The following is a 25,557-nucleotide window of genomic DNA, read 5'->3' as shown; positions in this document are numbered from 1 at the left end:
CTGTCGTGAAAGGACAAGTTCTTTATCAATAATCCTAAATTTCACATTGGAATCATAATTCTTGATGATGTTTCCATAGTCTTTCTGCGCGAAGGATCGTCACCCGTATGGGCCAAGACTCTGCTTCGCCGAAGGCCACGCAGGGGCTTGGCCTATACAACGACGCGATGGAAGCCTTCTTGATGGCGCAGGTCCGGGCCATTGTGCAGGAAGCGGGCTCCCAGCAAAAACAACTCACACTGGGTAGAAGGACTCGGAAACGCCGCAAACCAACCCTGCAAAATCTCAGAAAGCGGCAGGAATGCTGGAGGTCCGGTGAAAAACGACAAACCTCTTCACTGCAGTCAAACCGCGAAGCCGATGGGGCGTCGTTGCGCGCGGCACTCGATTTGCGCGTGTGCACGGGCAGGCAAGCTGACAATTACCGGTCGATCCCGGACCAGCCGCGCCAGGCGCTGCCATACTGCGCCAAGCGCAATTGGCAGCTAACGGTCGAATTTAGTTTGTCGAACCGGGTGCGAGCGGCTCCGATAACCGCCCCCCTTGAACGGCAGCGTGTTCTCGACGTGACGACGTTCGTCGGTGCCGACGTTATTGTCGTGCATTCCTTTCCCGCTTCGCTCCCGATCACTTCTCGGATCCAATAACAGGTATCGGCGAAGCCGCCGACGCGAGCGCTGCCGCGAAACTGCGCTTTCCACCATTGCTCGATCAGTCCCACGGAGATTGTTTCCAAGTTTCATGAACGGCATCCACCAGCGCTGCGGCTAGATCTTGGACATCGGTCTCGCTCATCGGAGTCGAGAGCGCGCCAGAGCAATTCGTCGTCATTAGAAAACTCCGTTCCAGCATTGCAAGGTGCACCTTTGCGAGCGCCGCCTTCTGCAACGCGCTCGGGAACGACGTCCGGTAGTTTCGGATCACTTCAGTCTTCAGGTGGAGCCGAAAGAGGGAGCTCGCGCCGGTAACGTGCGCGGGGAGTTCGCGCCTTCTGAGTTGCTCAATGATTTCACTACGAAGCGTTTCGCCCATCTGGTTAAGACGGGCCACGGCATCCTTTGTGTATGATTGCAGTGCCACCAGCCCAGCTGTCATGCTGAGCGGGTTTGCGCTGAACGTGCCGCCGTGGGACACGGCTGGCTTGCCCCTGGTGTGATCGAAGACCGCCATGTACGACGCAGGCCCCGCTACGGCTCCAACGGGCAAACCTCCGCCGATGATCTTGCCCAAAGCGACCAGATCCGGCTCAAAGCCGAAGATGTCATGGGCGCCACGGAAACCGACGCGGTAAGAAACGACCTCGTCAACCACAAGCAGGATGCCGTAGCGGTTACAGCAATCCTGGATGACCTCCCGCAAATCCGGCTCTATCGGAACCATGCCCACGCGGGGAGCAACTGGATCGAGAAGGATCGCGGCGAGGCGCTCATGGTGTGCACGGATGAGCTCTCTGCACGACTTGGCCTCGTTGTAAGGAAGGACAAGGACATCCGCGGCGGTGGAGGCGGGAGTTCCACTGGCATAGAGCACACTGTTAGGCGACGATTCGCCCCAGTTGTCTGGTGCAGAATCAAGGCTCACTTCCACATAGTCATAGGCGCCGTGATATGCGCCCTCGAACTTGGCAATCATCGGGCGCCCTGTAATAGCGCGAGCGGCCTTGACAGCGAACATAACAGCCTCGGTGCCGGAGCTCGTAAAGCGGACCTGCTCAAGCTTCGGCGAACGCGTCGTGATTGCTTCCGCGAGCCTGGTCTCGCTTGTGGTCGGAAGCCCGAATGCGGTGCCGTCGTCCAGGACCTTGTGCAGCGCCTCGATCACCGGCGGAAAGGCATGGCCGTGAATGAGCGAGAAGGAGTTGTTTGCGCAGTCGAAGACCTTGCTGCCGTCCGCGTCAGTGATCCAGCTGCCCGCTCCTGCCACAGCATAGGGCGGGTGGGGAGCGAAGAACTGCGCAGCACGCATGCTGCCGCCGGGCGTGATCTTTAGCGCTCGTTGGAACTCCTCGCGAGATTTTGGCCCAACGACCTCTCCCCGGTTGTGGCCCAGCCCTGAAATGCGCTGCATGTCCGAACTCCTTGACTACCTTTGTCGAGATGGCGAGGCTCTACGAAACTTTGATGCCATTTGGCGCTGGAGCGAGTTCTGATGGAGGTGATTGCACCATCAACACGGATCGAGAATGCTGCCTACTTTCGTGGCGGAATCGCAGCTCGCCGGCACTCTCGGTGCCGCAACCATCACGCGAAACTGCGGCGTCGGCACGCCGGCATCGCGGGCTAGTCTCTTGGCGATGATCTTGTCGAGCGCTAGCCCATGCCGAGGCGGGCCGGATCCGGTGTACGGGATGCCCGCCGGGGCATGGCGGGAACTCGCCCTGAATACCGTACGCATGTTGAAGGCGATCCCCGAGGGCCGGGCCTGCGGATGGGCGGCATAAACCACACGAGCGAAGCGAGCAGTTCTTTATCGCCGTCGCACCCCGGCGTCTGGTGGCCGCCCTCTCGCAGTACCGCCGTCATGCTTTTGACCTCGCCTCGGTGGTCGACCTCCGGGCGCGGCTGTCCGAACCGATGATCATGCCGGTGTGACCATGGATCTATACCACGACTACTCGCATCAGCTACTCCTTCAGTTTGCGCACCGTCACATTCTGCGCGCAGGTGGTTGATCGATAGGAACAATTCGTCTGGGCCCCCGGCCGTTAACTGTCACGTGCAATTGACGTGCCACCGAGGAGCGCGATCAAAAGGAGAAAAGCACGCATTCGTGCCACGCGGGTGGGATGCCGGCGTGTAAGTTGTGTTGGGTTTCGAACCTAAGACGTCTTCAATCGGACACGGCCGGAAACAGGAACATCTCCTGGTCTTCAGGGATAGAGGCCGAGCTCGAGGCAACCAAGGAACATGGATCGGCGCCTATGCTATCTACAAGCTGGATCCCTCCAGGTCGATTGCAGCCCCGCCCCTCGAATCGCAGCTCGAGAAGCTCGGCATCGACAACACTCAGCGGCGCGCAGCCTGATCGATCGGTGATGCTCGATCAAGTCAGGGCAGCGGCGGAGCTGCTTCCGGCCGAGCCCGCCATTTATGGTCGTCGGCCTGACACTGGGGGCAAGGATGAGCCCGGCAGCCCAGTTCGCCTTCCTTCTCCCTTTCTCGGGGAAATAAATTCGGTTCGGTGAGAAATGCCGGCGGAGCTGTTTTCGCGGGCGTGCGAAGCACCTGCCGGGTCAGTCGACCGATCCGCCGAATCGTGGCTCGCCTTCTCCTCATGGGAGCCTCCCTTCCGATGGCAGAGATCGCGATCCGTTCAGGCCACATGAACTGGCTGCGCGGTCGGAAGCCGATGTCCATTGTTCAGGTTGTCACTTAATGAGAACCGCAAGCCATCGACCACGACAGTTCAAGAATTCTCCCTTTAAGTTGAGTGGAATGGTCTACCAGCCATCAGGCCGAGGCCCTATAAGCATCCCCGGACGCGGAATATACACCGACGCCTGCTGACATGCGTATCCGCAGTGTTTGAGAGGAATTCAGTATTGCCCCTGTGCCTGCCGATGGTCCGCCACCTGAAATCCGCGGACCTGTTTGGCGCCATCGATCGCCTGCCGGCGCTCGGCACGCCAGTTAGCGAGCGGACATTCGAGGTCCTCAACCCGTCGAGCGGCGAAGTGCTGGCAGTACTTCCCGACATGGGTGTGGAGGAGACACGCGCTGCGATCGAAAAGGCCTACGTAGCGCAGCCTGGATGGGCGGCTCTGACCGCCCGAGAACGCAGCGACGTTCTGTGGCGATGGCATGAGCTGATCATCGACCACGCCGGTGATCTTGCCGCCATACTCACTGCAGAGATGGGCAAGCCGTTTGTCGAAGCCAAGTCGGAGATTTCGCATGCGGCCGCGTATCTGCAATGGTACGCCGAAGAAGCCAATCGCATCTATGGCGAGACGATCCCCGCACCCTCGACAGACCGTCGCATGCTGGTGATCAAGCAGCCGATCGGTGTCGTCGGCACGATTACGCCATGGAATTTCCCAGCGTCTATGGTGGCGCGCAAGATCTCGCCGGCCTTGGCGGCGGGCTGCGCGATCGTGCTCAAACCTGCTGAACAGACGCCGCTCGTGGCAGGCGCAATGTTCGCCCTCGCGCATCAAGCCGGCTTTCCAGACGGTGTCGTCAACCTGATCTATGCGTCCGAAGGTGCTGGCGTTGGACGCGAACTCTGCTCCAATCCCAAGATCCGCAAGATCAGCTTTACAGGCTCGACCGAGGTTGGCCGGCTGCTCATGCGCCAGTGCTCGGACCAGATCAAGAAGGTCAGCCTCGAGCTCGGCGGCAACGCCCCTTTCATTGTCTTTGATGACGCCGACATCGACGCTGCGGTTGACGGCGCGATCCAGGCGAAGTTCCGCAACGCCGGCCAGACTTGCGTTTCAGCGAACCGCCTTTACGTCCAATCGAGCGTTCACGATGAGTTCGTTGAGAAGTTCGTGGAGAAAGTCCGGTGCTTGTCGGTTGGCGACGGCTTCGCCCCCGGAGTGGACGTCGGACCGCTCATCGACTTGAATGCTTTGGCCAAGATCGAGTTCCACATCGCAGATGCCGTTGCCAAGGGTGGGACAATTCGATGCGGGGCCGAACGTATTGGCAAGGATGGCACCTTCTTCAAGCCCACAGTCCTCACTGAAATCTCCAGCATGATGGCGGTTGCGCAAGAGGAGACTTTCGGGCCGCTGGCGCCGATCATTCGCTTCCACGAGGCGGATCAGGTTGTGCGTGAGGCCAACGACACGATCTACGGCCTCGCCGCCTATTTCTATGCCTCGAACCTGAAGCGTGTCTGGCGCGTGGCCGAGGCATTGGAATATGGCATGGTTGGCATCAACACGGGGCGTATGTCTTCGGAAGCGGCGCCCTTTGGCGGGATGAAGCAGTCCGGCATCGGGCGGGAGGGTTCCCGCCACGGGCTCGAAGACTACCTCGAAATGAAATATCTCTGCATAGGCGGAATCTGATCTCTATGTGGATGGACACCTCCGGCTCAGAATGAACCAAAGGGATGATCGAGCGCTTTGGCGAACCTGCTTGCGGCTGGTTCGGGTCGTCTATCGCGACCCCGGCCTGCGCGCCTTAAGTGTGCATCTAGGCGCCCAGTACGTTGAACCGCCTCTGCGGCGACGAGCCAAGGCGCCGGTACCTGACGGTACGTTGCTCATCCTATCCAACCGCGGCAAGCATCTCATCTGTGCGGGGCGACAGCATCAAGAAGTACCCGGAGATCCACGCCGCCGACAGCTCACCTTATATGGATATCCTGATAGATTCGGCCGCAATCGCTCGTTTGGGCCTCATAAATGTCCCCTGGTAAACGACGTATAGCGGAACGGGCAGGTGCCGATCACAGTTCGGCGCCCCAATTGCCTCATTTAGTAATTTTGTCCGATCACGTTCAGATAGGGTTGAGGGGCATTTTCCGACCCACGTTTTCGGCTCGCTGTCGTGAAATTCAAACACGGGATGAGCGCCCTTTCCGACGTGCTTGAATCGACGCTCGCCCTTGTCATAGCGCTGCCCTGTTGCCTTCCCTTCTTTGCAACGCCGGCCGCTGCCATTTTCTATCTTCACTCCTGCCAAGCATCAATACCCGGCCGCCGCCCCCAAAACGAAGTGTCTCGGGCTCTGCCTCAAAAAATGCCCTAGCCCAAGCTCGGCGACTAGCAGGCTTTTGAACGGGTCAGGCTCTTCGCGAAGGGACATCGCAGGCGCCCGACTGTTACCCTGACTTGGCGGAAACGCGAAAACAAATGAACGGGTAAACCACTCGCGGTCGGCGTCAATATCGGTACTGAATCACACCTTGGGGGCGCGGGAGCGACTCTCGAAATCGTTCGATAGGCTGTCCGACCATTGGAAAGTCCGCCAAGGCACCGGCGTGTTTGCGTCCGCGGCGCGAGACAATGCTGGATCACTGTGGTGCCGTCAATCACGATGGTTCTGCAGAGAAACGTCTCGCCAGGTGGTTCACGCGAACTAGAACGCGATCGTCCATCAGATGCGCTGACACAGCGAATGTCGTCAGCCCAACGGTGCAGCGCGTCCGCACGGCGAGCGGTTGCGGACACTTTTTACGCCGCAACCTCCTTATTGCCGCACAAGCAATTGAGCGCCCTTCGCGCATCGCTCTGAATCGCTACAGTCGCCGGCATTCTCGCCTGGACAAGATACAGTGACACTAGACGTGCCCAGGCCGCACATCCACGAGAGACATTGAGGGGTGAGATCCAATGATTATAGCGCATCTGCTCGACATGGACGGGGTCCTGGTCCGCGGCGGCCAACCGATTGCTGGCTCGGTCGACTATGTCGCCGGGCTAGTCGCCAAGGGTGAGCCGTTTCAGATCTTCACCAATAACTCGCGCTTCACGCCCGAAGATCATGCCGAGCGTCTAAGAGCGCTTGGCTTCGCCGTGCAGCCAGAGCACATCTACACGTCGGCGCTCGCCACTGCGCGGTTCGTGGAACTGCAAAAGCGCGGATCATCTGCTTATGTCATCGGCGACCACGGTCTGGTCGAGGCCCTGCGGCAGGCAGGCTGCCGGATAACGGAGTTTGCCCCCGAGTTCGTGGTCCTCGGAGACACCACTTCGTACCACTACGAGCAGATCGCAACTGGCGCCGAGCTTGTGGCGAAGGGCGCGCGCTTTCTCGCCACCAATCCGGATGCGACTGGCCCGACCGAGCGGGGCTCCCATCCGGCATGCGGTGCAGTCGCAGCACTAATCGAGAAGGCCACCGGCCGTCAGCCCTATTTCGTCGGGAAGCCGAACCCGTTCATGATGCGCAACGTGCTCGACCGGCTCGGAGTGCGAGCTGTCGATACCATCATGGTCGGTGACCGCATGGACACCGACGTGCTCGCCGGGCTGGAATCGGGGCTGAAGACAGCCCTTGTGCTTACTGGGGTCACGAAACTGGCTGACATAGAGCGGTTTCCATTCAGACCGGACCACGTGGTCGAGTGCCTTGCCGATCTGGGCCAGATCATCGTGAACCAATAAGCCGAGCGCACCACTACACGAAGACCAAAGGCTCCCTCTGCGTTCCGCATGGCGGCCGTCAACCTGGGCAATTATCGGCAGGAACAGCTGGCCGCATCCAGAAAAGAAGTGATAAGCATGACAACTTAGTCGAAAATATACCCATGTAGACCAATGCAGGCCGGTCTTGGCTTCTATGAAGCAAGAGTCTTCGACCGAAGAGTCTCGCGCGCCGAAGTAGGCTACGTCCAGCGAATGGGTCAGGTCGGATCGACCAGATGCGTTCGCTGCGACACTCACGCCCGACACCGCCTTCGTTTCTGTGATGGCTGCGAACCACGAGATGGGCGTCGTTCAACCCATTGGAGTTTAGACCGATATGCCGCCTCGCTCCGGAGGCGATCCTACACGTGGACGCCGCGCAGGTTGTTAGTCGTATACCCATAGGTCTGACAGACGAGTTCGTCGAAGTCGATCTGCTCTCCCTATCAGCGCATAAATTCCAGGGCCCGAAAGGCGTTGGCGCGTTATACATTAGGGAGGGGTTGCGCCTCGAACCGCTTTTTTATGGTGAACAGGAGGACGGGCGCCGGCGCGGGGACGCTGAACAGCTAAGCAGCCGTCTGACTGGCCGTTGCCGCGAACAGGCGGCTCGGCGGCTGCGTCAGCGAGTGGCATCGACGCGCTTCGAAACAACTTTGAACGGGAGTTGGCAATCCGCCTGCCGCAAGTACGTTTTAATGGGATTCAAGCACCGCGCCTTCCAAATACGTGCTCTTTGACCATCCCGTGGTGTGAGGCCGATGCGAATGTCGAGCGCCTGGCGATGCGCGGAATCTGTCTCTCCACAGGTACCGCATTGCGCCTCTAATTTGAAGTTCTGAACGCGAGTACATCTGAACACGGATGCCCGGCAGGAGACTGAGCTCGCTGCCGGGCCGGGTACGCCTTGGGAGGTGGCGTAATTCAGCGACTCTCGTGGAGGTGGGAACCACTCAGTCCGCGTGTTTTGCTGAATAGCATGCATGTACCGTGCCAGGTCAAAAAGCGCTTAAAAACACCCGAGAGTCAGGTTCCTGTACCTTGCGTACTCGACATTGTCGGCTATCGGACAATACGAACGTGCCTCTTGGCATCGAGGATGCCTCAACCAGAGCGCCCTCGAAGGCCGTTCGCTGCCATGTCGAGCGGGCCAATCGGTGGTAACGGGTTTTAGCTCCGAACTGTTCGCCCGCTGACGCACAGGGCGGACTGTCACTTTTTAAAGAAGGAAATCTCTGTACCCTCCATTGATGAGGGCGCGGCCACGCGAGACGGCACGGCGAATGCGGTCGCGCAGATGATCGCGAGGATCCCTCCAGTCGGCATGGACGCGCCGTTGACCAACCAGCGCTTCGGCGAGCTCACGATGTGACGCTCCAGCAAGTGAGCCGTCGAGCGCACGAAGAACGAAGGTCAAACGCGGACCGCGTCTTTCCGGCGGAAACAAGCGGGCGGGCAGGTGTTGACCCAGACTTAGAGCATTGAGGCACTCGAGCGCCCTCAGACGGGGCTTCGAAAGCATCGCTGGCCAGATCGCCTCGGTGCGGAGGCAAACAGGGCGCAAGATATCCGCGCCAGAGACGGCGAGCTGGAGCGTATGTTCCGCATTGCGAAGAAGAACATGCTGGCCCTTGTCGGGCGCCAGCAGGACCGTCGCACGACATGGCAACGCCGAGAGCTCGAACGGCAATGTCGCCGAGGATGCGGACAGCTGTTCTGCAATGACCGGCAGCACATGGACGCACCAGAGCGGAGACCAGAATACGAGCGAATTTCGCCCATAAGACTCGGCGAAACAGGAGACCCCATTGTGACAGGTCGCCGGGCGACGCGACCACGTCGAGAAAGGGTTGGTGCGACAAAGTATTGGCCTGCTGGCTTGCAGCCGTCAAATCACGCTGGAATGCTGGATTGCGGCGCAAGAACTCCCAGGCCCATTCGCGCGGCGTCAGACCAGCGGTGTAATCGTACGATCTTTCATCGCGCCAATCAGCCTCATCCGCGCCAGTCACGAGAACTGTAGGCATCACTGTGCTCCCCTGCCCGCCCCCAGGGAGGTCGAAACATCATGCCACCTGGCAAAGCACCGGCGCCGGGGCCACCAGACCCCGATGACGCCATTTGGTCGAAGAGTGTGCCATTGGCACCTTGGAGGGCAGAAGGCGCGCGCAAATGGCCACCAGACCGTCGAACCCGCGCAGCGACAGCCAGCGCGGCCTGAGCACCCCAAGGGAGCCGGTTTGATGGCGGTGATCGGCTCCTGCGTCGCGTTCCAGACGTTCCTTGCAGGCGCATTAGCGTGGCGGTGGATTGCACGCTGCTTGTGGGAAAGTTGTCGTAGCGCCGGCGCTATAAGCTCAGTCATGGAGGTCTCCTCGGGGGAATTTCCGCCATTGGAGGCCAAGTTCCGCGCTATGGCAGCCTGTATAGTTGTACAGGTTAAGCCGACACCTCAGTGGACCGCAAAACGAACCGGCGAGGCGCGCAGATCGCTTTTTGCCGGTGCTCACGCCGGGGTTTTGCGAGCGGCATGGAGATGGAGCGGCCGGGGCTCACTAGCGCCTGCTGCAGCTGATTCTTCCAAGCAGACTTGCCCCGCACTGCCCTGTTGCCGCGGCACACCAATGCGTAGCGTCAGGTAGACATCGTCGACCATTAGGCGTCTCGTTGAGATACTACGCCGAGCCCGAGCTCCCCCAATCCTAAACCCTCATATCGGACGGCGGCCCGACATCAGCCCAGGTTGCCATAGGGACGAGTCCCATGCGTTCGCCCGAATGCAGCTTGGTGACTTGATCGACAGACTTCAAGAATGCAACCAAGGGAACGGTGCAGGCCAAGATTGCGGCAGGGCTTGGGCACCATCAGGTCGCCCAAGCGGCGCCCAGCCCTTTCCTCGAATCTCCGGTTTTTTGCCGCTGGACCACAGCCCAGCCACTCCTGCTTGAGTGCTGCACGGTGTCACCGCTCGCGCCGGAGGTTGATCCAGTGATTGCGGGGTACGCTCGTTGTCGCATTCGCGACGATGTCTGACATCTGACACAGCGCTGCCAGAGCGATCCCATTGTTCCGTAAGGATTTCCCAGTTGGCACGACGGTTGCGGTCCTATGCGCAAAAGCACTGCGACGCCGCACCGACTGGGAAGAACTCATCCATGATCACGCTTTTCGAACATGCGGGCGACGCCGCAAACATTGATCCTTCTCGAGCAGGCGAGAGCCATTGCGCCTTCATTCCTCAGGTCTTTCGCACATGAGCGAATTCGATTTCCGCCCAACGCTGAATGCGCCCGACGATGACCCTCATCTTTGGCTTGAAGATGTAGAAGGCGAACCGGCACTTGCGTGGACCGCCAGCCAGTCGGCAAAGACCCTGAAGCACTTCGCGGGAACGCAGTTCGAGCGCGACCGGGCGGCCCTGACAGCGATTTTCGACCGTCCTGACAAGATTCCCACCATCTGGCGCCGTGGTCAGTACCTCTACAATTTCTGGCAAGATGCCGGAAATCCGCGAGGACTGTGGCGCCGGACCACCCTTGCCGCCTATATGAAGGCGGATCCCCAATGGGAGCTACTGGTCGATCTGGACGCCCTCGCGGCTAGCGACGGAGAAGACTGGGTCTGGGGCGGCGCGTCGATCGAGCCGGAGACGCGCGAAAGAGCCGTCTTGCGCCTGTCGCGCGGCGGCAGCGACGCGGTCGTGCATCGCGAATTCGACCTGAGCTCTCTGAGCTTTGTCGCCGACGGTTTCAATCTCCCCGAGGCCAAGGGTGACATTGATTGGCTCGACCCCAACACGCTTCTGCTTTCCAGTGCGCTTGGTCATGGCATGGCCACCCGCTCCGGTTACGCGCGCACCGTGCGACTGTGGAAGCGTGGCGCGGATCCCCTCACCGCGCCGGTAATCTTCGAGACCGGTTCCGAAACCCTGGGTGTGTCTGGCCATCTGGACCGTACCGCCGAGAGCGAGCGCGTGTGGTTCATCGAGCAGCTGGCCTGCTTCGAGAAGATAGTCCGCATTGGCGATGAAAGCGGGCCGAAGATTGAGATCGACCTTCCTAAGGACGCCTGGTGGGGTAACTTCGGCGATTGGCTGGCGGTAAAGCCGCGCACAGCATGGACGGTTGCCGGGACGACCTATCACTCCGACGCGCTGATCGGCATCTCGCTTTCCTCTTTCCTGGCCGGCGAACGCCGTTTCAGTACCCTGTTTGAACCGGACGAGAGGCGCTGTCTGCAGTCATTCTTCTGGAATGACGGGAAGCTCATTATCGCCTACCTGGCGAACCTCGTTCCGAGATTCGAGGTGTTCACGCCGGGCCCGCAGGAATGGACGCGCCGAGCCCTGGACACCGTTCCCGTGCAAGGGACTGTTCACCTCTGGTCACTCGATGCCGCAGACCACGAGACCAATGGGGAGGTTCTGGTCGGGGCTCATGATCCAATCACCCCGCCGCAGCTTTTCCTATTCGATCTCAATGCCGCGCCGCCTGTCAGCGCTTCAGTAATCCTGAAGCGCAGCCCGGAGAATTTCGACGCATCCGGCCTGGTGGTCACGCGCCACGAGGCAGTATCGACCGATGGTGAGATGATTCCCTATACACAGGTCGGTCCGGCGGATGGGAACGGGGATGCCCCGGTTCATCTCAGCGCCTATGGCGGGTTCGGCATATCGCTCCTGCCCTCCTACAACTCCTCGCTCGGCAAGCTGTGGCTCGAGCGCGGCGGCACGTGTGTGGTGGCGAACATCCGCGGGGGCGGCGAGTTCGGCACCCGGTGGCACGATGCCGGGCGGAGGGAGGGCAAGCGTCTCGCCCATGACGATTTCGCCGCCGTTGCCGCCGACCTCGTGCGAAGGGGCATTACGCTGCCGAGGCGGATTGCCGCCGAGGGCGGCTCAAATGGCGGCCTGCTGATCGCCAACATGCTTACCCGCTATCCTGAGCATTTCGGCGCGCTGTTCTGCACGGTTCCGCTTATCGATATGCGCCGCTACACCAAGCTCCTGGCGGGCGCGAGCTGGATCGACGAATATGGCGATCCCGACAAGGCTGACGATTGGGCTTTCCTGAAGGAAGTCTCCGCCTATCACGCCGCGACGCCCGGACAGCCCTATCCGCCTATCCTGCTCGCGACCACGAAGCGGGACGACCGCGTCCATCCGGGCCACGCGCGCAAGATGGCGGCAAAGCTGCAGGCCCTTGGCTATCCCGCGTACTTCTACGAGCCCGGCGCGGGCGGCCACGGCTACGGCAAGGACAATCGGGAGCGCGCTGCATTCATCAGTCTTGGCATCCACTTCCTTCGCAGCGCGATCGGCTGGCACGCCGATAGCTTTAATAGACGACCGGGAGCTCGAGAAAGGCTGGCGTCGAATGAGTGAGTAGAGGTCGAGGACTGCGACGAGGTGCAAATAATGCGAGCACGGTTTGCGCAAATGCGCGCCCCGCACGCTGTCGATATCAATCAATACTGCAGGACTATTGCAGTCTACCATTTCTGAAGAGCAAGGAGAAATATCATGGCAACAAATCGAGTGAAGGTGGCGCGGGGAGTACCAGCGGCCGTCGTCTTGATGCTGCTGGCACAGCCGGCTATCGCGACTCCAAAAGCCCCCTGCGCCTCTCCGCCTCCCCCTCCGCCTCCCCCTTACCCGTGCCCGTCTACGACACCAATCTAAGAGCCAAGCTCTGGGCAGTTCCGCCTGCGCCGCCTCGGGGACATATTCGGGCTACGTTTATACGATGCCTATCCCGCTTACTTCTACGGACCAGCGCAGGCGGGCACAGCTACGGCAAGGACAATCCGAGCGGGCCGCATTCATTGCCTTGGCGACAATTTCCTTGGCAGCGCGATCGGCTCGCACGCCGATAGCGTTCATTGGCGACCGGCAGGTCAACAAGGGCGAACTTCGACGAAGTGAGTACAGGCCTAACAATGCGCGTAGAATTTTCAAATAATTCTCGCCAGTATTCTGTTGATAGCAATCAACACAGCAGGACTATTCAAAGTGAAGTCTAACGAGCAAGGAAACAACATTATGGCAACAAAGCGAATGAACGTGTTGCGGGGACTCACTGCGGCCGTCGTCCTGTTGCTGGTAGGACAGCAGGCGGCCGCGGCAGACCTTGCAGAACCGTGCGACCCGGATGAGGGTGCCTTGTTCAGGGAATGGCCAAGCCCTTGGCAGATCCGCCTGCGCGCGTTGGGGGTTATCACTGAGGATTCGGGCTACGTTAACGCGGTGCCCGGCTCCGGTCTTTCCTATTCGAACACCGTAACGCCGGAACTCGATATTTCGTATTTCTTCACGGACAATGTCGCAGCCGAGCTTATCCTCGGCACCACCTATGCCAACATCACAGGCCAAGGCTCGATCGGCGGGCTGGGGAATATCGGCAAGGTTTGGCTGCTGCCGCCCACGCTGACATTGCAGTACCACTTTACCGATTTCGGCGCCTTCAAGCCCTATGTCGGCGCCGGCGTGAACTATACGATCTTCTATCATCAGCAAGCCGGCAGCGCCGATGATCTCAAGGTCAAGAACACGTTCGGCACCGCGCTGCAGGTCGGGTTCGACTACATGGTCGACCAGCACTGGGGCGTCAACTTCGACGTGAAGAAGCTTTTCCTGAAGCCAGACTTCGACGTCACCGTGGCCGGCACGAAGCAGACGGGGAAGGCGGAGCTCGACCCCTGGCTGATTGGCGCAGGCGTCACGTATCATTTCTGACGCCGGCGAAGTCGGCTTACGCGCAGCCCGAGTCGAATGAAGGGCGCCTCGTGCGCCCTTTTGCCGTCGGCCCGACGGTCCACTTTTGTCAACCGACATACACCCAAGGTCATGTGACTTGGGGTTGTCCGAGCTGTCGGATATGCGACGGTAAAGTCGTTCACCCGACACAGACAGTCCGATCGATTGCCATGATCTAAAAGGATCTCCTTTGGCGCGCATATTGCATCGTTCATCCGGACACGGATCAACGGACTGACGACAGCCATGCAGAGAATGTCCATAGCCAACACTTTGTGCCGGGCCCAATTCCGGCCCTTCCAGGTACAGAGAAAGGAAGGGAGTGTGATTGCAAAGCGTCATCGGGCTTTGAATTTTCCATCATTGTGGAAATGGAAAATACCCTGCTGGCTCGGCGCCAACTCTTCAGTCTGCTTCACCCGGCCAGTTCCTGGATATCCGCGTAGGGCGCACGGGTCATGGTGACTGCCGTCTCGGCTGCACCCCGCGTGCTGACTCCTTCCAGCAACGCTCAACGCTGCTGCACACCGGCGATGAAAAGCCAGATCCAACAATGCGTCTCCCGAAAACCGAATGGGTGAACAGATATGGTCAAGATCGGCGCTTCGGCGCTCTCGTTATCAATTCAAGAGGCATCGGGATCGGCAACCGCTGGGGCGCTGGCCAACGGTTCAAACGGTGCACATCCACCGCTAGCGCTGAGCGATTTCGAGCGGGCACTGGCGATCAACGATCGCTATCGCGGGCTCACCGTGAATGTCCCCGAGGGGCCGTTCTGGCTGACTGGAGCCAACACGTTCGTATACCGCCGGACTATCCACGGCGAGCAGCAGTTTATGCGGGTCGATGCTGCCACGGGTTTGAAACGGGCCGCCTTCGACCATGCCCGTCTGGCGGCGGCGCTAAATGAAGCGAGCCATAAGAGCTATCAGGCCGGCGATCTTCCCTTCGAGCGTTTCGAATTGACCGAGGATGGTCGCAGGCTCGACTTCCTGATTGAGCAGGTCCGGTGGAGCTGCGACGTTGCAAGCTATGTTTGCACCAGCACAAACTTGGATGTGGACGCGCCGGACTTTCAGCTCCGCCACGACTACACCCCCCCGGCCAAGAATAACCCCGACCAGAGGAGCGTCTCGCCCGACGGCAAATGGATCGTCTCTATAAAGAACTGCAATGTTTTGCTGCGCAGCAAGGACGGATTGCAGGATGTTGCGCTGAGCCGGGATGGATCAGAGGGCAATCACTACGTCTTTTCGACACTGAGTTGGTCGCCGGACTCGCGCCATCTCGCGGCCTACCGCGTTCGCCCCGGCTACAAGCGGGTGGTCCCCTACCTCAATTCGTCGACGGACCGGTTGCAGCGCGAATATTCGGCAATGGTCTATCCCAAGCCGGGCGATGTCCTTCCGCTGCCCCAGCCGGTCCTGTTCGACATTGCCGCCCGCCGCCAGATCGTGATCGACAACGCCCTGTTCTCCGACCCCTTCAAACTTTCCGCTCTCCAATGGTGGGCAGACGGTCGCGGCTTCACCTTCGAATATAACCAGCGCGGCCATCAGCTCTATCGGCTGGTCGAGGTAGACGCCGCCACAGGGCGCGCACGCTCGCTGATCGAAGAGACCAGCACGACCTTCGTTGATTACCGGCTGCTGGTGATGAACCAGCACCGTACCGGGAAAATCTTTCGTTACGATGTCGACGACGGGAAGGAGATCATCTGGGCGTCCGAGCGCGACGGGCACGAGCACCTGTACCTGTTCGACGGCCAGACGGGCGCGCTCAAGAACCAGATCACCAGCGGTGAGTGGGTGGTCCGCGCGGTCAACCATGTCGATCCGGTCAAGCGCCAGATCTGGTTCGAGGCGAGCGGTAGGAACCCGGGGGAGGACCCCTATTTCGTCCATGCGTACCGCATCGGCTTCGACGGTGAGGGGCTGACTGAGCTCACGCCCGAGCCGGCCAACCACCATGTCGAGTTCTCACCCGACGGCCGCTACTATGTCGATCTCTGGTCACGCATCGATCTGCCGCCCCGCATGATGCTCTACCGCGCCAGCGACGATGTCAAACTCATGCAGGTGGAGACCGCCGACATGTCCGAGCTCGTCGCCGCCGGCTGGCAGCCGCCACTCAGCTTCCACGCCAAGGGGCGCGACGGCAAGACTGATATCTGGGGCGTGATCCACCTGCCCGCCAATTTCGATCCGAAGAAGAAGTACCCGGTGGTGGAGAATATCTATGCCGGGCCCCAGGGCTCCTCCGTCCCGAAATCCTTCTCAACGCGGACAGAGCCGCTCACGCAGCTGGGCTTCGTCGTTGTGCAGATCGATGGCATGGGTACCAACAACCGCTCGCGCGCCTTTCATGACGTTGCCTGGAAAAATCTGAAGGACGCAGGCTTTCCCGATCGCATTCTATGGCACAAGGCGGCCGCCGCGAGGTATCCGTGGTACGATATCTCCAATGTCGGCATTTTCGGCGGGTCCGCAGGCGGCCAGAACGCGGTGGGCGCGCTGCTCTTCCATCCCGAATTCTATAAGGTCGCGGTCGCCAACAGCGGCTGCTACGACAATCGGATATACAGGATTAGGTGGAGCGAACAGTGGATGGGGTGGCCAGTCGGCATTGAATATTCCCAATCCTCCGCCATCGACAATGCTTTCAGGCTGCGGGGCAAGCTGATGATCGTCGTGGGCGAAATGGACCGCAATGTCGACCCGTCCTCCTCGCTGCAGCTTGCCGACCGACTCATCAAGGCGGGAAAAGATTTCGACATGGTCTATGTGCCTGGTGCCGATCACAACGTGCCAGGCATCTACACTGAGCGCAAGCTCCTGGACTTCTTCGTTCGCAACATTCTTGGTCAGACCCCACCCGACTGGAACGCTTAACGAACCGAGCTGCAAAAGAGCAAATCGTCACGATGATGGCTTCGGCAGCTTCTGCCTATAGCAATCCTCGCCCCTGTTTTGTTGGCAGTGATCGAGGCGGCGAGCGAGCGGAGAACCGCTCGGACGAGGGCCTGCGTGCGCAATGGTGGCCTTAGCAAGACGAAAACGGGAACGATTCCGACGCTCGACGGCCGCAAAGCGGGAATTGAGGACATGGGCCCCCCCGCCTCTGCCTGCCTCTTCGATGACGGCACGCTTCTATCTTGCATGCTTCGTTTTGCCTCCGCTCGCCAATCGCGGCTTTCCCCGGAAGCGGGACGGAAGCGGGGCGGGCGGCGAGTTGCGACCGGAAGGGCCGCCGTCCAGGCGGACCGCATCCGAAGGACCGGAACGAAGAGAAGGACCGGAAGCGAGAGCGAAGGGTTGCGGGATGACGCGGCGGCCCTAGGAGGGAGTGCCGCCTACCCTGCGCGGCGGGAAAGGCGAAACAGAGAAGAGCTGGGCGGATCGGACGACCGCGCCAAGCTGGGAGCCGAATGGGTGAGACGCGTGAGCTTTCCGACTAAAAGCGGGGCTGGTCCGCGGCAGCCGGTGCGCCGCGACCCGCGGCGGCGCCACCTATGACCGCAGGCTCAACAGAATCTCGCACGGGTCAGCGTCAAGCACCGCAGTTACGTCGAGAAACTCAATGACATCGAGACGCCGCTCTCCACCCTCATACTTGGCCACGAAAGATTGCGGCCGACCAAGTTTGTCAGCTACCTGCGTCTGGGTCAGGCCTTTGGCCTTGCGCAGCGATATCAGCTGGTCCAGAAACCGCTGGTGGCGGGGAGAGCGAAGAGATTTGGGCATGTAGGCGAACCGGTCAGGTAAAGACCGGCTCAGCCACTAATCCCGGTTCCGGATTATCCCATTTTGGGATATGTTGTCTTGAATCCAGCGATCAACATGCGAGGTTCGCGGCAGACATGAATCGATCAACGGGAACAGATGGGACTCAAAGCTCAACACTGCGCGACGAAGTCCCCTGGTCAGACAACATCACGAGCTACGACAGGCAGCATTCCACCATTTACCTGCGCATCCTCGACGCCTGCGCCGACAATGCCAGCGTAGAGGAAATGGCCGAACTCATTCTCGGCATCGACCCCGTCCTTGAACCGGTACGCGCAAGCAAGGCTGTTCGCAGCCATATCGACCGGGCGAACTGGATGGTGACGACCGGCTACAAGGAAATGTTCGGCGGCTGACGCACGGCTGGAACTGTCACGTTTTCAGGCAAGGAACTCACGATAGCTCCATTCGTGAGCGCACGGCCGCGAGAGACGGCGTGGCGGATGGGTCGCGGAGGTGATCGAGAGGATCCGTCCAATCGGCGTGGACGCGACCTTTCCCCCATCAGCACTTCAGCGATTTCGCGATGTGACTCTCCGGCGAGCAATCCGTCGAGGACCGAAGAAAGTTCACTCAGGGGCCCAGTTTTTCGGCGGAAACAAGGGGGCAGGCAGCACAAAGGGCATTGAGGCACTCGAGCGCCCACAGCCGACGCTTCAACGCCGCCGCGCACGTGAAGCTAACTTGTCAGTGAACCGAAACCCGAACCGGCCAGGCGCCCAATTGCCTGCCGGGTGGTCGTCACCCTAAGCTTCCGGCGAGCGTTGCCCAGATGAAAGGCGGCGGTGCGCTGCGTGATCCCCAGGATGCAGCCGATCTCCCAATCGGACTTGCCTTGTGCTGCCCACTGCAGGCACTCATATTCCCGCGGCGTTAGCAAGACACCATCGATCATTCGATCGGCGGACAGTTTGCGGCGAACGAACATATGAAAACAGGTCGCGATATACGGGAGACCTTCTTCGTGGCGTTCTGCGGCGCGGAAAAATACAGCGTCGGGCTTGTCGGCGGCAAAGGTTATGGCTGCAAAATTCCCTCGGCGGTCAATAATTGGGATCGTCATGCCGCAGCAGATGCCAAACTGCGCCGCTTCTTCGAAAACATGAGCCCCTGCAGCCTCCTCGCCGCTCAGATCGGATCCCCAACGAAACGGGCATCCGCCACCGCGTGCTCGCACAATGACGGGGTCGACACTCTGATACCGGTTCTCAAGATAACGTGCTGTCCAGGGCGCCGGATAATTCGAGATCAGCGTGGGTTTGCCATCAGACCGCTGGGGCAAGGAGAGGTAGGCAAAAGCGAGCAGATCGAGTCCTGAGGCGACATCGGCCAGGGCGCCGCGGAGATCAGCCTCATCGACGCTTTCTGAAAGCCGTTCCAAAAATCTCTCGAAGGCAGCTTGCACGTTTCTCGCCCCTACCTGAACTCACCCCCGATCCATACACTTGAAGCGCTGCTACAGTGCATACCGCGAGCAGACAGCGGAAAGACAGGCGGCCTAAATCGCGGGAATCCAGCACGTCGTAGATTCAGACCCAACGCCGCGAAGTCGGCACGATATCGGGCCAACCTTCTGCCTGTTCGAACAAGGACGCTTCGGGACCTTTGCGAGCAGCGCAATGCCGGCCGATCGGGGAGAAAGCTGCTTCGCTGCTGAGATGCTTGGGGTCCAGCCGGAATCATTGCTGTTACGACGGTAACGTTGCATTCGGCCCAGTACCCCATGAAGGTCCACCCGTTTCCCGATCATACCAAAGGTCGGCATCGGTCTGCATGTCCTCATGATCGTTCGAGGCAGCCATATGTAGAGATCAGACGCCACCACCTTGGCGGTCTGGCCGCCTGCCAGTCGTTCGGCGCATAGCCGGCATCGACCGCGGCGCGGGAAGCGCCGACGGCGGCACCGAGCTTGTCGGCGACGGGTAGGATGACCTCCTGGAATTTCTCGGAGGAGCCCAGCGCGCGACCGCCCGAAATGATGATCTTAGCCGAGGTCAGCTCCGGACGATCAGTCTCGGAGAGCTTGTTTTCGACAAAATAGAAAGACCCGGGTCGGCTGCCGCCGAGATTCTCGACGGCAGCCGCATTGCCTTGGGAGGCGCTTGGGAACGAAGCGGTGCGCACGGCGGCGATCACCTTTTTGGGGTCGGTCGACTGCACCGTCTGGATGGCGTTGCCGGCATAGATCGGCCGTTTGAAGGTGTCGGGCGACACGACTTCGATGATTTCCGATACCTGTGCCACATCGAGCAGCGCCGCCACGCTCGGTGAGACGTTCTTGCCCGACGAGGTCTCTGCTGGTCAGGAGTCAAGCGGAAGGAAAAGCCCCTCGGCGGCAGGGGCGCGGGGCCCTTGACCGCTGCCATAGTCGGCGGGATCATCGCCCATTCAATCGAAGTATTCGTCATTCCACCTCTGTGGTTCTACTGAGTATGCGTAACGGTTCTTCGCACCATCTGAGATGGCGCCTGAACGCCTGTGACTCAAACCGCGCGGTCGGGGAGCCAGCGCTGCGGGCGCGCCGTCGACCGCCACCCCGTGACATAGAGGACCATAGTTTGAGCACCGGCATAAGGGTCAGCAGTGATGCCACGGCAGCGACTGCGGGGGCGATCTCGTTGCGTATGTTCTCCACATTTTCAACGGCAGAGTGTAAACGGAGAAACTGCTGACCAACGACGTAATGACGAGTTCGTCAAAGGAAGTTGAGGAACGCGAAGACGGCGCCGACGATGGAGCGGCAGACCTCTTGCCTCTAAGAAATGCCTGTTCGAGGGACCACGTTGTATTGATAGCGGCTCGGGAGGAGAGTTTGCGCCAAAATGCGTCGGCTGCTGAAATACGGGCTGCAGAAATCTGCGCGATTTATCCTCGATGACGGCCATTAGGCGGCGATGGGACATCCGGGTGCCGCCGTCATCCCCGTCGCCCTTGCCATCGCGGCGGAAACTAGCGCAACCGGGGCGCAAACTATCAACCACCCTGGTCGTGGCTGCGGTTCAACCAAAGTTCGCCAGCAGGTTCAAAGATAGCATTGCATCCGTCGTTTAGCTTGCGCAGCCATCGAGTAGGGTGGGCTCGTTCCCTGGGGCACATCGATTACCGATCAGATCGCCATTTCAGCGTTCGGAATGTCTGTCACGAGCATGTGCCCCGGCGCATGTGTAATGCAAAACTCAGGCCTTGCCTCCGCAATGGCAGCTTGGGGAGTGACTCCACAGGCCCAGAAAACCGGAACCTCGCCCGGTTTGATTGTCACAGCTTCACCGTAGTCTGGATCGGAGAGGTCGTGAATGCCGATAGCAGTTGGATCACCCATGTGAATCGGGGCGCCGTGAACCGAAGGAAACCGCCCAGTAATCTGCACCGCTTTTATGGCATCTTCGGGCGACATAGGCCGCATTGATACGACCAGCGGACCGGAGAACACCCCAGACCGTGTGGTTTCGATCGACGATCGGAACATTGGCACGTTCCGCCCCTCCTCAATGTGCCGCACCGGCACGCCGGCCGCCAACAAAGCTTCTTCAAAAGAAAACGAGCAGCCAATTGCGAAAGCCACCAAGTCTTCACGCCAATCGCTGGCAACATCCTGCGGCTCATCAACCAACTTCCCGTGCCTCCAAATGCGGTAGCGCGGCAAGTCCTTACGAATGTCGAGATCGTCACCAAGACCTTCAATGATCGATGCACCCGGATCGGATACGCCAAGTAGTGGGCAGGGTTTTGGGTTACGTTGACAGAACAACAAGAAGTCGTAAGCGAGGTCTCGTGGTAGAATCGCGAGATTGGCTTGAACGAATCCTGGTGCGAGGCTGGCGGTCGGACCGGATAAAGCACCCGAACGCGCCAGCAAGCGAACATCTCGCGGAGATGGGCAGGAGATGGGACGCATATTTAACTCTCTCTTCGTGTGGAACTTAAACTCCAAGATTGGCCGATGTAACTGGACTGACTGATTGTGGGTTCGGAAGCCGAAATGGCCACTCGAACAGCGTCACGGTTGGCGTGGCCATTTGCGCGGAAAGAGTACCCGTAATTCACGATGGCGCACTTCTCCGAGCGAAACGGGCGGCAGAGAAAGGCTCCAGATTGAGGCAGGGCTCACGTCCGAACAGTAGGTCACTGACGATTTTGCCGGTTGTCGGGCCCTGCGTCAGTCCGAGATGACCATGTCCGAATGCATAAATGATGTGCCCGGTCGGACCAGACCGACTTATAACAGGCAGGCTATCGGGCGTGGCTGGCCGGTGACCGCTCCATTCAATGCCTCCTTCCTTAAGGCCGGGAAGATAGAGTTTCGCAAGCTTCACGAGAGCTTTCGAGCGCCTATAGTTTGGTGCGGCGTTCAAGCCGCCGAACTCTGCCGCCCCGCCGATCCGCAAGCCGATCGAAAGCGGCGTCGCCACAAATTTTCGCTCAGCGAATATCACTTCGCGCTCAAGCGCGACGCCCGGCGAGGCAATCGTGGTGTTGTATCCGCGCTCGCTTTCGAGAAGCACGCGATCCCCCAACTGCCTGGCAAGTTGGGCCGACCAGACTCCCGCTGCGATGACGGCCTTCGCCGCGCTGAGCGTCCCACCGCCGCTCAGCGTAATCTCGGCCCCGTCGGTTGTCGGACTTACTCGGTTAACCTGACCTCTTAAGATTTTCGCGCCGTTAGCGGCAAGCCAGTTACGCAGAACGCCCGCGACTTCCTTCGGATCGGAAATGTGAGACCATTGAGGCGTGAACACCCCGCCTTTGACGATCGGGCCCAGCGCCGGCTCCATGTCTCTGACCTGTGCCGCCGACAACTCTTGCACCTCAACGCCGAGTGCTCGCTTTGCGTTCCATTCATATTTGTTGTTCATGAGAGCGCTCTTGCTTTCGTATACGGTCAACGCACCCTTGCGAAATAGATCACCTGCCAACCCAACTTTGTTAAATAGCGGCACGAGGTCGTCATAGACTCGGCTATTGAGTTCGGCCAGTGCCGCGGAAATTCGCATCATTTCGGACGGCTTACCAACTCGCGCAAAGCGCCACAGCCATGGCAATAGACGAGGCGTGTGCGCGACCCGGAGGGCAAGCGGACCAAGCGGATCTACAATCCAGAACGGCACTTTTTTCCATAACCCTGGAACCGATGCAGGTATCACTTCTGTTACGGCGATACCGCCGGCATTGCCGAATGACACCTTATCACCTTCAGGGTTTCGGTCGACGATTGTGACTGCTGCTCCACTACGGAGCGCCTCGTAGGCAACACTTAAACCGACAATGCCAGCGCCCACGACTATGACGCTCATTTCAGCCATGTGTCTGCTCTTTCTTTTTCAAGCGGATCGGTCAACCGCGTCCCACAAGGGACCACTGTATCCAATCTACAATATCTTGACAATCTGGGGTTAAGGCAAAACGGGCAAGATTTCCAAAGAGGTGAAAATTCCAGCCACCCCGATGACCTGAGATCCGGCTTCGAATCTTGAGCGGGTTGGCCTTGAAGCAGGACCTATATCGCAATGGCTATTCGGCACTAGCCAGGGCCGGTGTGCCGGTGCGTCACTGCGACATATTCGACCAATGCAGGGCCGGAGAAATAGAGGGACGGCCGCGCATAGTGCGGCATTGATGTTATTGTCCGTCCGGTTGTCCGAAAATCTTACCTGCATGGCTGATCCCGGGCCTAGATCCCAATTGCCTCCTAGGCTTCCGCGATTTGACGGATGGAAGCGACGTAAGCAGCAGTGCGGTAGTCGCCGAACTCTGGTTGAGCCTCCAGGAGATCACCGATGCGAGCCCAGATGCTGCGCATAACATCCTCCAGGCCCGAGCGAACCAGATCGATCTCGGCGCCGCCTTCGAGGAACTCGTCTCGGAGATCGGCCGGGAACTCCCTGCAAGTCATCCGTTCGAGGGCTGTAGCAATCGTCTGGTTGCGCCGCTCGCGCCGGCGCCGCTCCATTAGGCCGAACGGGATGTGTGTGAGGTTCTTTACCCACTCGAAGTAGCTGACGACCACACCGCCGGCATTGAGGTAGAGATCGGGAAGAATGGTCACGCCGCGAGAACGCAAAATCTTGTCCGCTTCGAACGTGATCGGTCCATTGCTTCGACAACCAGGTGCGCCTTGATGTTTTTTGCATTCACAGCATTGATGGCGTTCTCCATCGCCGCTGGAATGAGAACGTCGCAAGGCTGTTCGATGCCGGTCATTTCGCCGGCAAAGGACTTCGCGCCTTCAAAGCCAAGAATGCTACCGGTTCGGATTTGGTGCTGATTTAGTGCTTCGATGGAAAGGCCATCAGGATTGGCGACATATCCATCTCGTTCAGCGACAATGGTGACGCGTGCGCCATCCTCTTCGGAGATGAATTTCGCCGCGTGATAGCCGACGTTGCCGAACCCTGAACGATGACCGATGCGACTCTTAGATCGCGGCAGCCATCGAGAGCAGGCGTGCGGGAATCGCGAAGGAAGCTCTGAATGGCAAACTGGACGCCCCGGCCAGTCGCTTCCGTTCTACCGGCAATCCCACCCTTGGAAAGCGGCTTGCCTGTCACGCAGGCGCGCGCATTGACGACATCAGTCGGATTCGCTCGGCGGAATTCATCGACCATCCAGGCCATCTCACGCTCGCAAGTGCCGACATCGGGAGCCGGTACGTTGATACCGGGACCGATCAGACCACGCTTGTTCAACTCCTGTGTAAGCGGCGTGTGATGCGTTCGAGTTCCTGTGGCGTCCACTCCCGGGGATCGATCTTCAACGCTCCTTTCGACCCACCGAAAGGCACGTCGACGAGTGAGCACTTCAAGGTCATCAGCGCAGCAAGTGCCTCTACTTCCTCTGCATCCGCATTTGATGCATATCGAATGCCGCCCTTCACTGGCTCACAGTGCTCGCTGTGAACCGATCGCCAGCCGATGAAGCTGTACATGCGCCCGCGCAGCCGGACACCGAAGCGAACAGTTGCACTGAATGACCCGTTCTGCCAGTCCCTCCGGTAAATCAAGGAAGGACATCGCGTGGCGGAAGATCTGGTCTACGCTTTCAAGGAAGCTAGTCGAAAGCGGCTCATCGGCCTCGATAACGGTCTGCTGCGAATTATAATTCACTTGATGGATCCTCGTTTGTCACAGGTGCTGCCTAGCGAAGCGCAGCGATGGAAGCGAGATCGAGCAAGCAAGGCATAGATCGGCGTAAACAGCTGCCACGCCGCGTCCGTTCGCCGGCTTGCCGATGGCGTGGATGACGTTCTCATAATCGCGAATAGCGCTTCGCATCGGCGCCCGTGGTCGCGGCATGTCTAGGAATGCGGGCTTCCAGCGGACGCGCACGCTTTAGCGCCTCGTCGATGGTCTCGCCGGTGACGAACTGCTCGCCCATGATGCGCATGGCCATTTCGACGCCGCGACGGATCACCGGGTCGCCGGCGCGCGCGATGAGGCGCGTGAGCGCCGCGCCGCGGCCGGATCCCTTGCCTGGTCGGTGACGACGACGCCCCAGGTCACTGCATTGACGAAGAGCGATTTGCCGCCGCCGATATGGAATTTCCAGACATCTTCGGCAATCTTGTCGCGGCTGAGCGCGTCGCGGGTCTTTGTATCGGGAATGCGCAGTGGGACTTCGGCAAGGGCACATCAGCGCAATGCCTTTTTGGCTGAAGGGCGAATATTCATGCACCAGGCCCTCGATGCCCGTTCCCTTGTGCTTGGCACGCAGCGCCCCGACCAAGGTGATCGCCGCCTTCATTTGGGGCGGCTCTACGCGGGAGGCAGCCTCGGTAAGGGACCCTGTCCATTCGAGTTCAGAACGACGATACGCCTCGGTAACGGCATCACGCAACTTTGCGAGGACCGGACGCTAGGAGCAAATTGCGCGAACGTCGATACGGATTTCCTTTCAGCAACACATTCAACAGTTTCAAGCATGGCGTACTCTTTGGGATCCGA

14 protein-coding genes and 5 pseudogenes are annotated in these 25,557 nt (G+C 59.7%); 9 read left to right on the top strand and 10 right to left on the bottom strand.

What is annotated here, in order from left to right; genetic code table 11:
- Nucleotides 1–107 precede the first annotated feature (107 nt).
- A complete protein-coding gene (locus tag AC0L15_RS24245; RefSeq protein ID WP_473497319.1) occupies nucleotides 108–647 on the top strand; it encodes a hypothetical protein in 540 nt (179 codons plus the stop codon).
- Nucleotides 648–711: 64 nt separating this feature from the next.
- On the opposite strand, the gene AC0L15_RS24240 is transcribed toward AC0L15_RS24245, so the two are convergent.
- Complete coding sequence (locus AC0L15_RS24240; protein ID WP_473497318.1) at nucleotides 712–2,067, bottom strand: aspartate aminotransferase family protein; 1,356 nt, start codon at nucleotides 2,065–2,067, stop codon at nucleotides 712–714.
- Between the two features lie 1,474 nt (nucleotides 2,068–3,541).
- On the opposite strand from AC0L15_RS24240, the gene AC0L15_RS24235 reads away from it, so the two are divergent.
- From AC0L15_RS24235 to AC0L15_RS24225, 3 genes are all read left to right on the top strand, one after another.
- Entirely contained in the window at nucleotides 3,542–5,017 is a 1,476-nt protein-coding gene (locus tag AC0L15_RS24235) for an NAD-dependent succinate-semialdehyde dehydrogenase (RefSeq protein WP_473497316.1), read from the top strand.
- Between the two features lie 1,269 nt (nucleotides 5,018–6,286).
- A complete protein-coding gene (locus AC0L15_RS24230; RefSeq protein ID WP_473497314.1) occupies nucleotides 6,287–7,060 on the top strand; it encodes an HAD-IIA family hydrolase in 774 nt (257 codons plus the stop codon).
- 341 nt (nucleotides 7,061–7,401) lie between these two features.
- The gene (locus AC0L15_RS24225; protein ID WP_473497313.1) at nucleotides 7,402–7,821 is read left to right on the top strand and encodes an aminotransferase class V-fold PLP-dependent enzyme; all 420 of its coding nucleotides are present in this window, start codon (nucleotides 7,402–7,404) and stop codon (nucleotides 7,819–7,821) included.
- Between the two features lie 479 nt (nucleotides 7,822–8,300).
- Here AC0L15_RS24225 and AC0L15_RS24220 read toward each other — a convergent pair whose 3' ends face one another.
- Together AC0L15_RS24220 and AC0L15_RS24215 are read right to left on the bottom strand one after the other, a co-directional pair.
- Nucleotides 8,301–8,816, bottom strand: coding sequence for a DUF2285 domain-containing protein (locus AC0L15_RS24220; RefSeq protein ID WP_473492028.1), 516 nt, complete (start codon nucleotides 8,814–8,816; stop codon nucleotides 8,301–8,303).
- A 115-nt stretch (nucleotides 8,817–8,931) separates the two neighbouring features.
- Nucleotides 8,932–9,108 (bottom strand): annotated as a pseudogene (locus tag AC0L15_RS24215) (transcriptional regulator domain-containing protein); the annotation flags it as partial.
- Between the two features lie 1,226 nt (nucleotides 9,109–10,334).
- Here AC0L15_RS24215 and AC0L15_RS24210 point away from each other — a divergent pair.
- The 3 genes from AC0L15_RS24210 to AC0L15_RS24200 all read left to right on the top strand — a co-directional run bounded on the left by AC0L15_RS24210 (nucleotide 10,335) and on the right by AC0L15_RS24200 (nucleotide 16,726).
- Nucleotides 10,335–12,464 carry a prolyl oligopeptidase family serine peptidase gene (locus AC0L15_RS24210; protein ID WP_473497311.1) on the top strand — a complete coding sequence of 710 codons (2,130 nt, stop codon included), beginning with the start codon at nucleotides 10,335–10,337 and terminating at the stop codon, nucleotides 12,462–12,464.
- A gap of 672 nt (nucleotides 12,465–13,136) precedes the next feature.
- Nucleotides 13,137–13,814 (top strand): OmpW/AlkL family protein, encoded by a 678-nt coding sequence (locus tag AC0L15_RS24205; RefSeq protein WP_473492074.1) that lies wholly within the window; start codon nucleotides 13,137–13,139, stop codon nucleotides 13,812–13,814.
- Nucleotides 13,815–14,422: 608 nt separating this feature from the next.
- The gene (locus AC0L15_RS24200; RefSeq protein ID WP_473497309.1) at nucleotides 14,423–16,726 is read left to right on the top strand and encodes a S9 family peptidase; all 2,304 of its coding nucleotides are present in this window, start codon (nucleotides 14,423–14,425) and stop codon (nucleotides 16,724–16,726) included.
- A gap of 618 nt (nucleotides 16,727–17,344) precedes the next feature.
- Here the strand turns inward: AC0L15_RS24200 and AC0L15_RS24195 are convergent.
- Nucleotides 17,345–17,578: a helix-turn-helix domain-containing protein gene (locus tag AC0L15_RS24195; protein ID WP_473497308.1), complete on the bottom strand. Its 234-nt coding sequence runs from the start codon at nucleotides 17,576–17,578 to the stop codon at nucleotides 17,345–17,347.
- 116 nt (nucleotides 17,579–17,694) lie between these two features.
- Between AC0L15_RS24195 and AC0L15_RS24190 the strand changes: the two genes are divergently transcribed.
- Nucleotides 17,695–17,976 (top strand): DNA -binding domain-containing protein, encoded by a 282-nt coding sequence (locus AC0L15_RS24190; RefSeq protein WP_473497306.1) that lies wholly within the window; start codon nucleotides 17,695–17,697, stop codon nucleotides 17,974–17,976.
- Between the two features lie 323 nt (nucleotides 17,977–18,299).
- On the opposite strand, the gene AC0L15_RS24185 is transcribed toward AC0L15_RS24190, so the two are convergent.
- The 4 genes and pseudogenes from AC0L15_RS24185 to AC0L15_RS24170 all read right to left on the bottom strand — a co-directional run bounded on the left by AC0L15_RS24185 (nucleotide 18,300) and on the right by AC0L15_RS24170 (nucleotide 22,920).
- Nucleotides 18,300–19,025 carry a LuxR family transcriptional regulator gene (locus AC0L15_RS24185; protein WP_473497305.1) on the bottom strand — a complete coding sequence of 242 codons (726 nt, stop codon included), beginning with the start codon at nucleotides 19,023–19,025 and terminating at the stop codon, nucleotides 18,300–18,302.
- A gap of 396 nt (nucleotides 19,026–19,421) precedes the next feature.
- A pseudogene (locus AC0L15_RS24180) lies at nucleotides 19,422–19,912 on the bottom strand (electron transfer flavoprotein subunit alpha/FixB family protein); the annotation flags it as partial.
- Between the two features lie 814 nt (nucleotides 19,913–20,726).
- Entirely contained in the window at nucleotides 20,727–21,515 is a 789-nt protein-coding gene (locus tag AC0L15_RS24175) for a putative hydro-lyase (protein WP_473497303.1), read from the bottom strand.
- 145 nt (nucleotides 21,516–21,660) lie between these two features.
- Entirely contained in the window at nucleotides 21,661–22,920 is a 1,260-nt protein-coding gene (locus AC0L15_RS24170) for an NAD(P)/FAD-dependent oxidoreductase (RefSeq protein WP_473497301.1), read from the bottom strand.
- Between the two features lie 97 nt (nucleotides 22,921–23,017).
- Between AC0L15_RS24170 and AC0L15_RS24165 the strand changes: the two are divergent.
- Nucleotides 23,018–23,162, top strand: a pseudogene (locus tag AC0L15_RS24165) (IS110 family RNA-guided transposase); the annotation flags it as partial.
- Nucleotides 23,163–23,306: 144 nt separating this feature from the next.
- Here AC0L15_RS24165 and AC0L15_RS24160 read toward each other — a convergent pair.
- Nucleotides 23,307–24,627, bottom strand: a pseudogene (locus tag AC0L15_RS24160) (Glu/Leu/Phe/Val family dehydrogenase).
- Between the two features lie 189 nt (nucleotides 24,628–24,816).
- Nucleotides 24,817–25,536: pseudogene (locus tag AC0L15_RS24155) on the bottom strand (trifunctional transcriptional regulator/proline dehydrogenase/L-glutamate gamma-semialdehyde dehydrogenase); the annotation flags it as partial.
- Nucleotides 25,537–25,557: the final 21 nt, after the last annotated feature.

It is taken from the genome of Mesorhizobium sp. WSM4846 (assembly GCF_055811415.1).
The sequence above is the reverse complement of the archived record's forward strand: the minus strand, read 5'-3'. Positions and strand labels throughout refer to the sequence as shown.

Bases quoted from the DNA above. Each gene is read 5' to 3' on its own strand.
- AC0L15_RS24230 (WP_473497314.1), top strand. From the start codon at position 6,287: ATGATTATAGCGCATCTGCTCGACATGGACGGGGTCCTGGTCCGCGGC.
- AC0L15_RS24200 (WP_473497309.1), top strand. From the start codon at position 14,423: ATGGTCAAGATCGGCGCTTCGGCGCTCTCGTTATCAATTCAAGAGGCA.
- AC0L15_RS24195 (WP_473497308.1), bottom strand. From the start codon at position 17,578: ATGCCCAAATCTCTTCGCTCTCCCCGCCACCAGCGGTTTCTGGACCAG.
- AC0L15_RS24190 (WP_473497306.1), top strand. From the start codon at position 17,695: ATGAATCGATCAACGGGAACAGATGGGACTCAAAGCTCAACACTGCGC.
- AC0L15_RS24210 (WP_473497311.1), top strand. From the start codon at position 10,335: ATGAGCGAATTCGATTTCCGCCCAACGCTGAATGCGCCCGACGATGAC.
- AC0L15_RS24205 (WP_473492074.1), top strand. From the start codon at position 13,137: ATGAACGTGTTGCGGGGACTCACTGCGGCCGTCGTCCTGTTGCTGGTA.
- AC0L15_RS24240 (WP_473497318.1), bottom strand. From the start codon at position 2,067: ATGCAGCGCATTTCAGGGCTGGGCCACAACCGGGGAGAGGTCGTTGGG.
- AC0L15_RS24175 (WP_473497303.1), bottom strand. From the start codon at position 21,515: ATGCGTCCCATCTCCTGCCCATCTCCGCGAGATGTTCGCTTGCTGGCG.
- AC0L15_RS24170 (WP_473497301.1), bottom strand. From the start codon at position 22,920: ATGGCTGAAATGAGCGTCATAGTCGTGGGCGCTGGCATTGTCGGTTTA.
- AC0L15_RS24245 (WP_473497319.1), top strand. From the start codon at position 108: ATGGGCCAAGACTCTGCTTCGCCGAAGGCCACGCAGGGGCTTGGCCTA.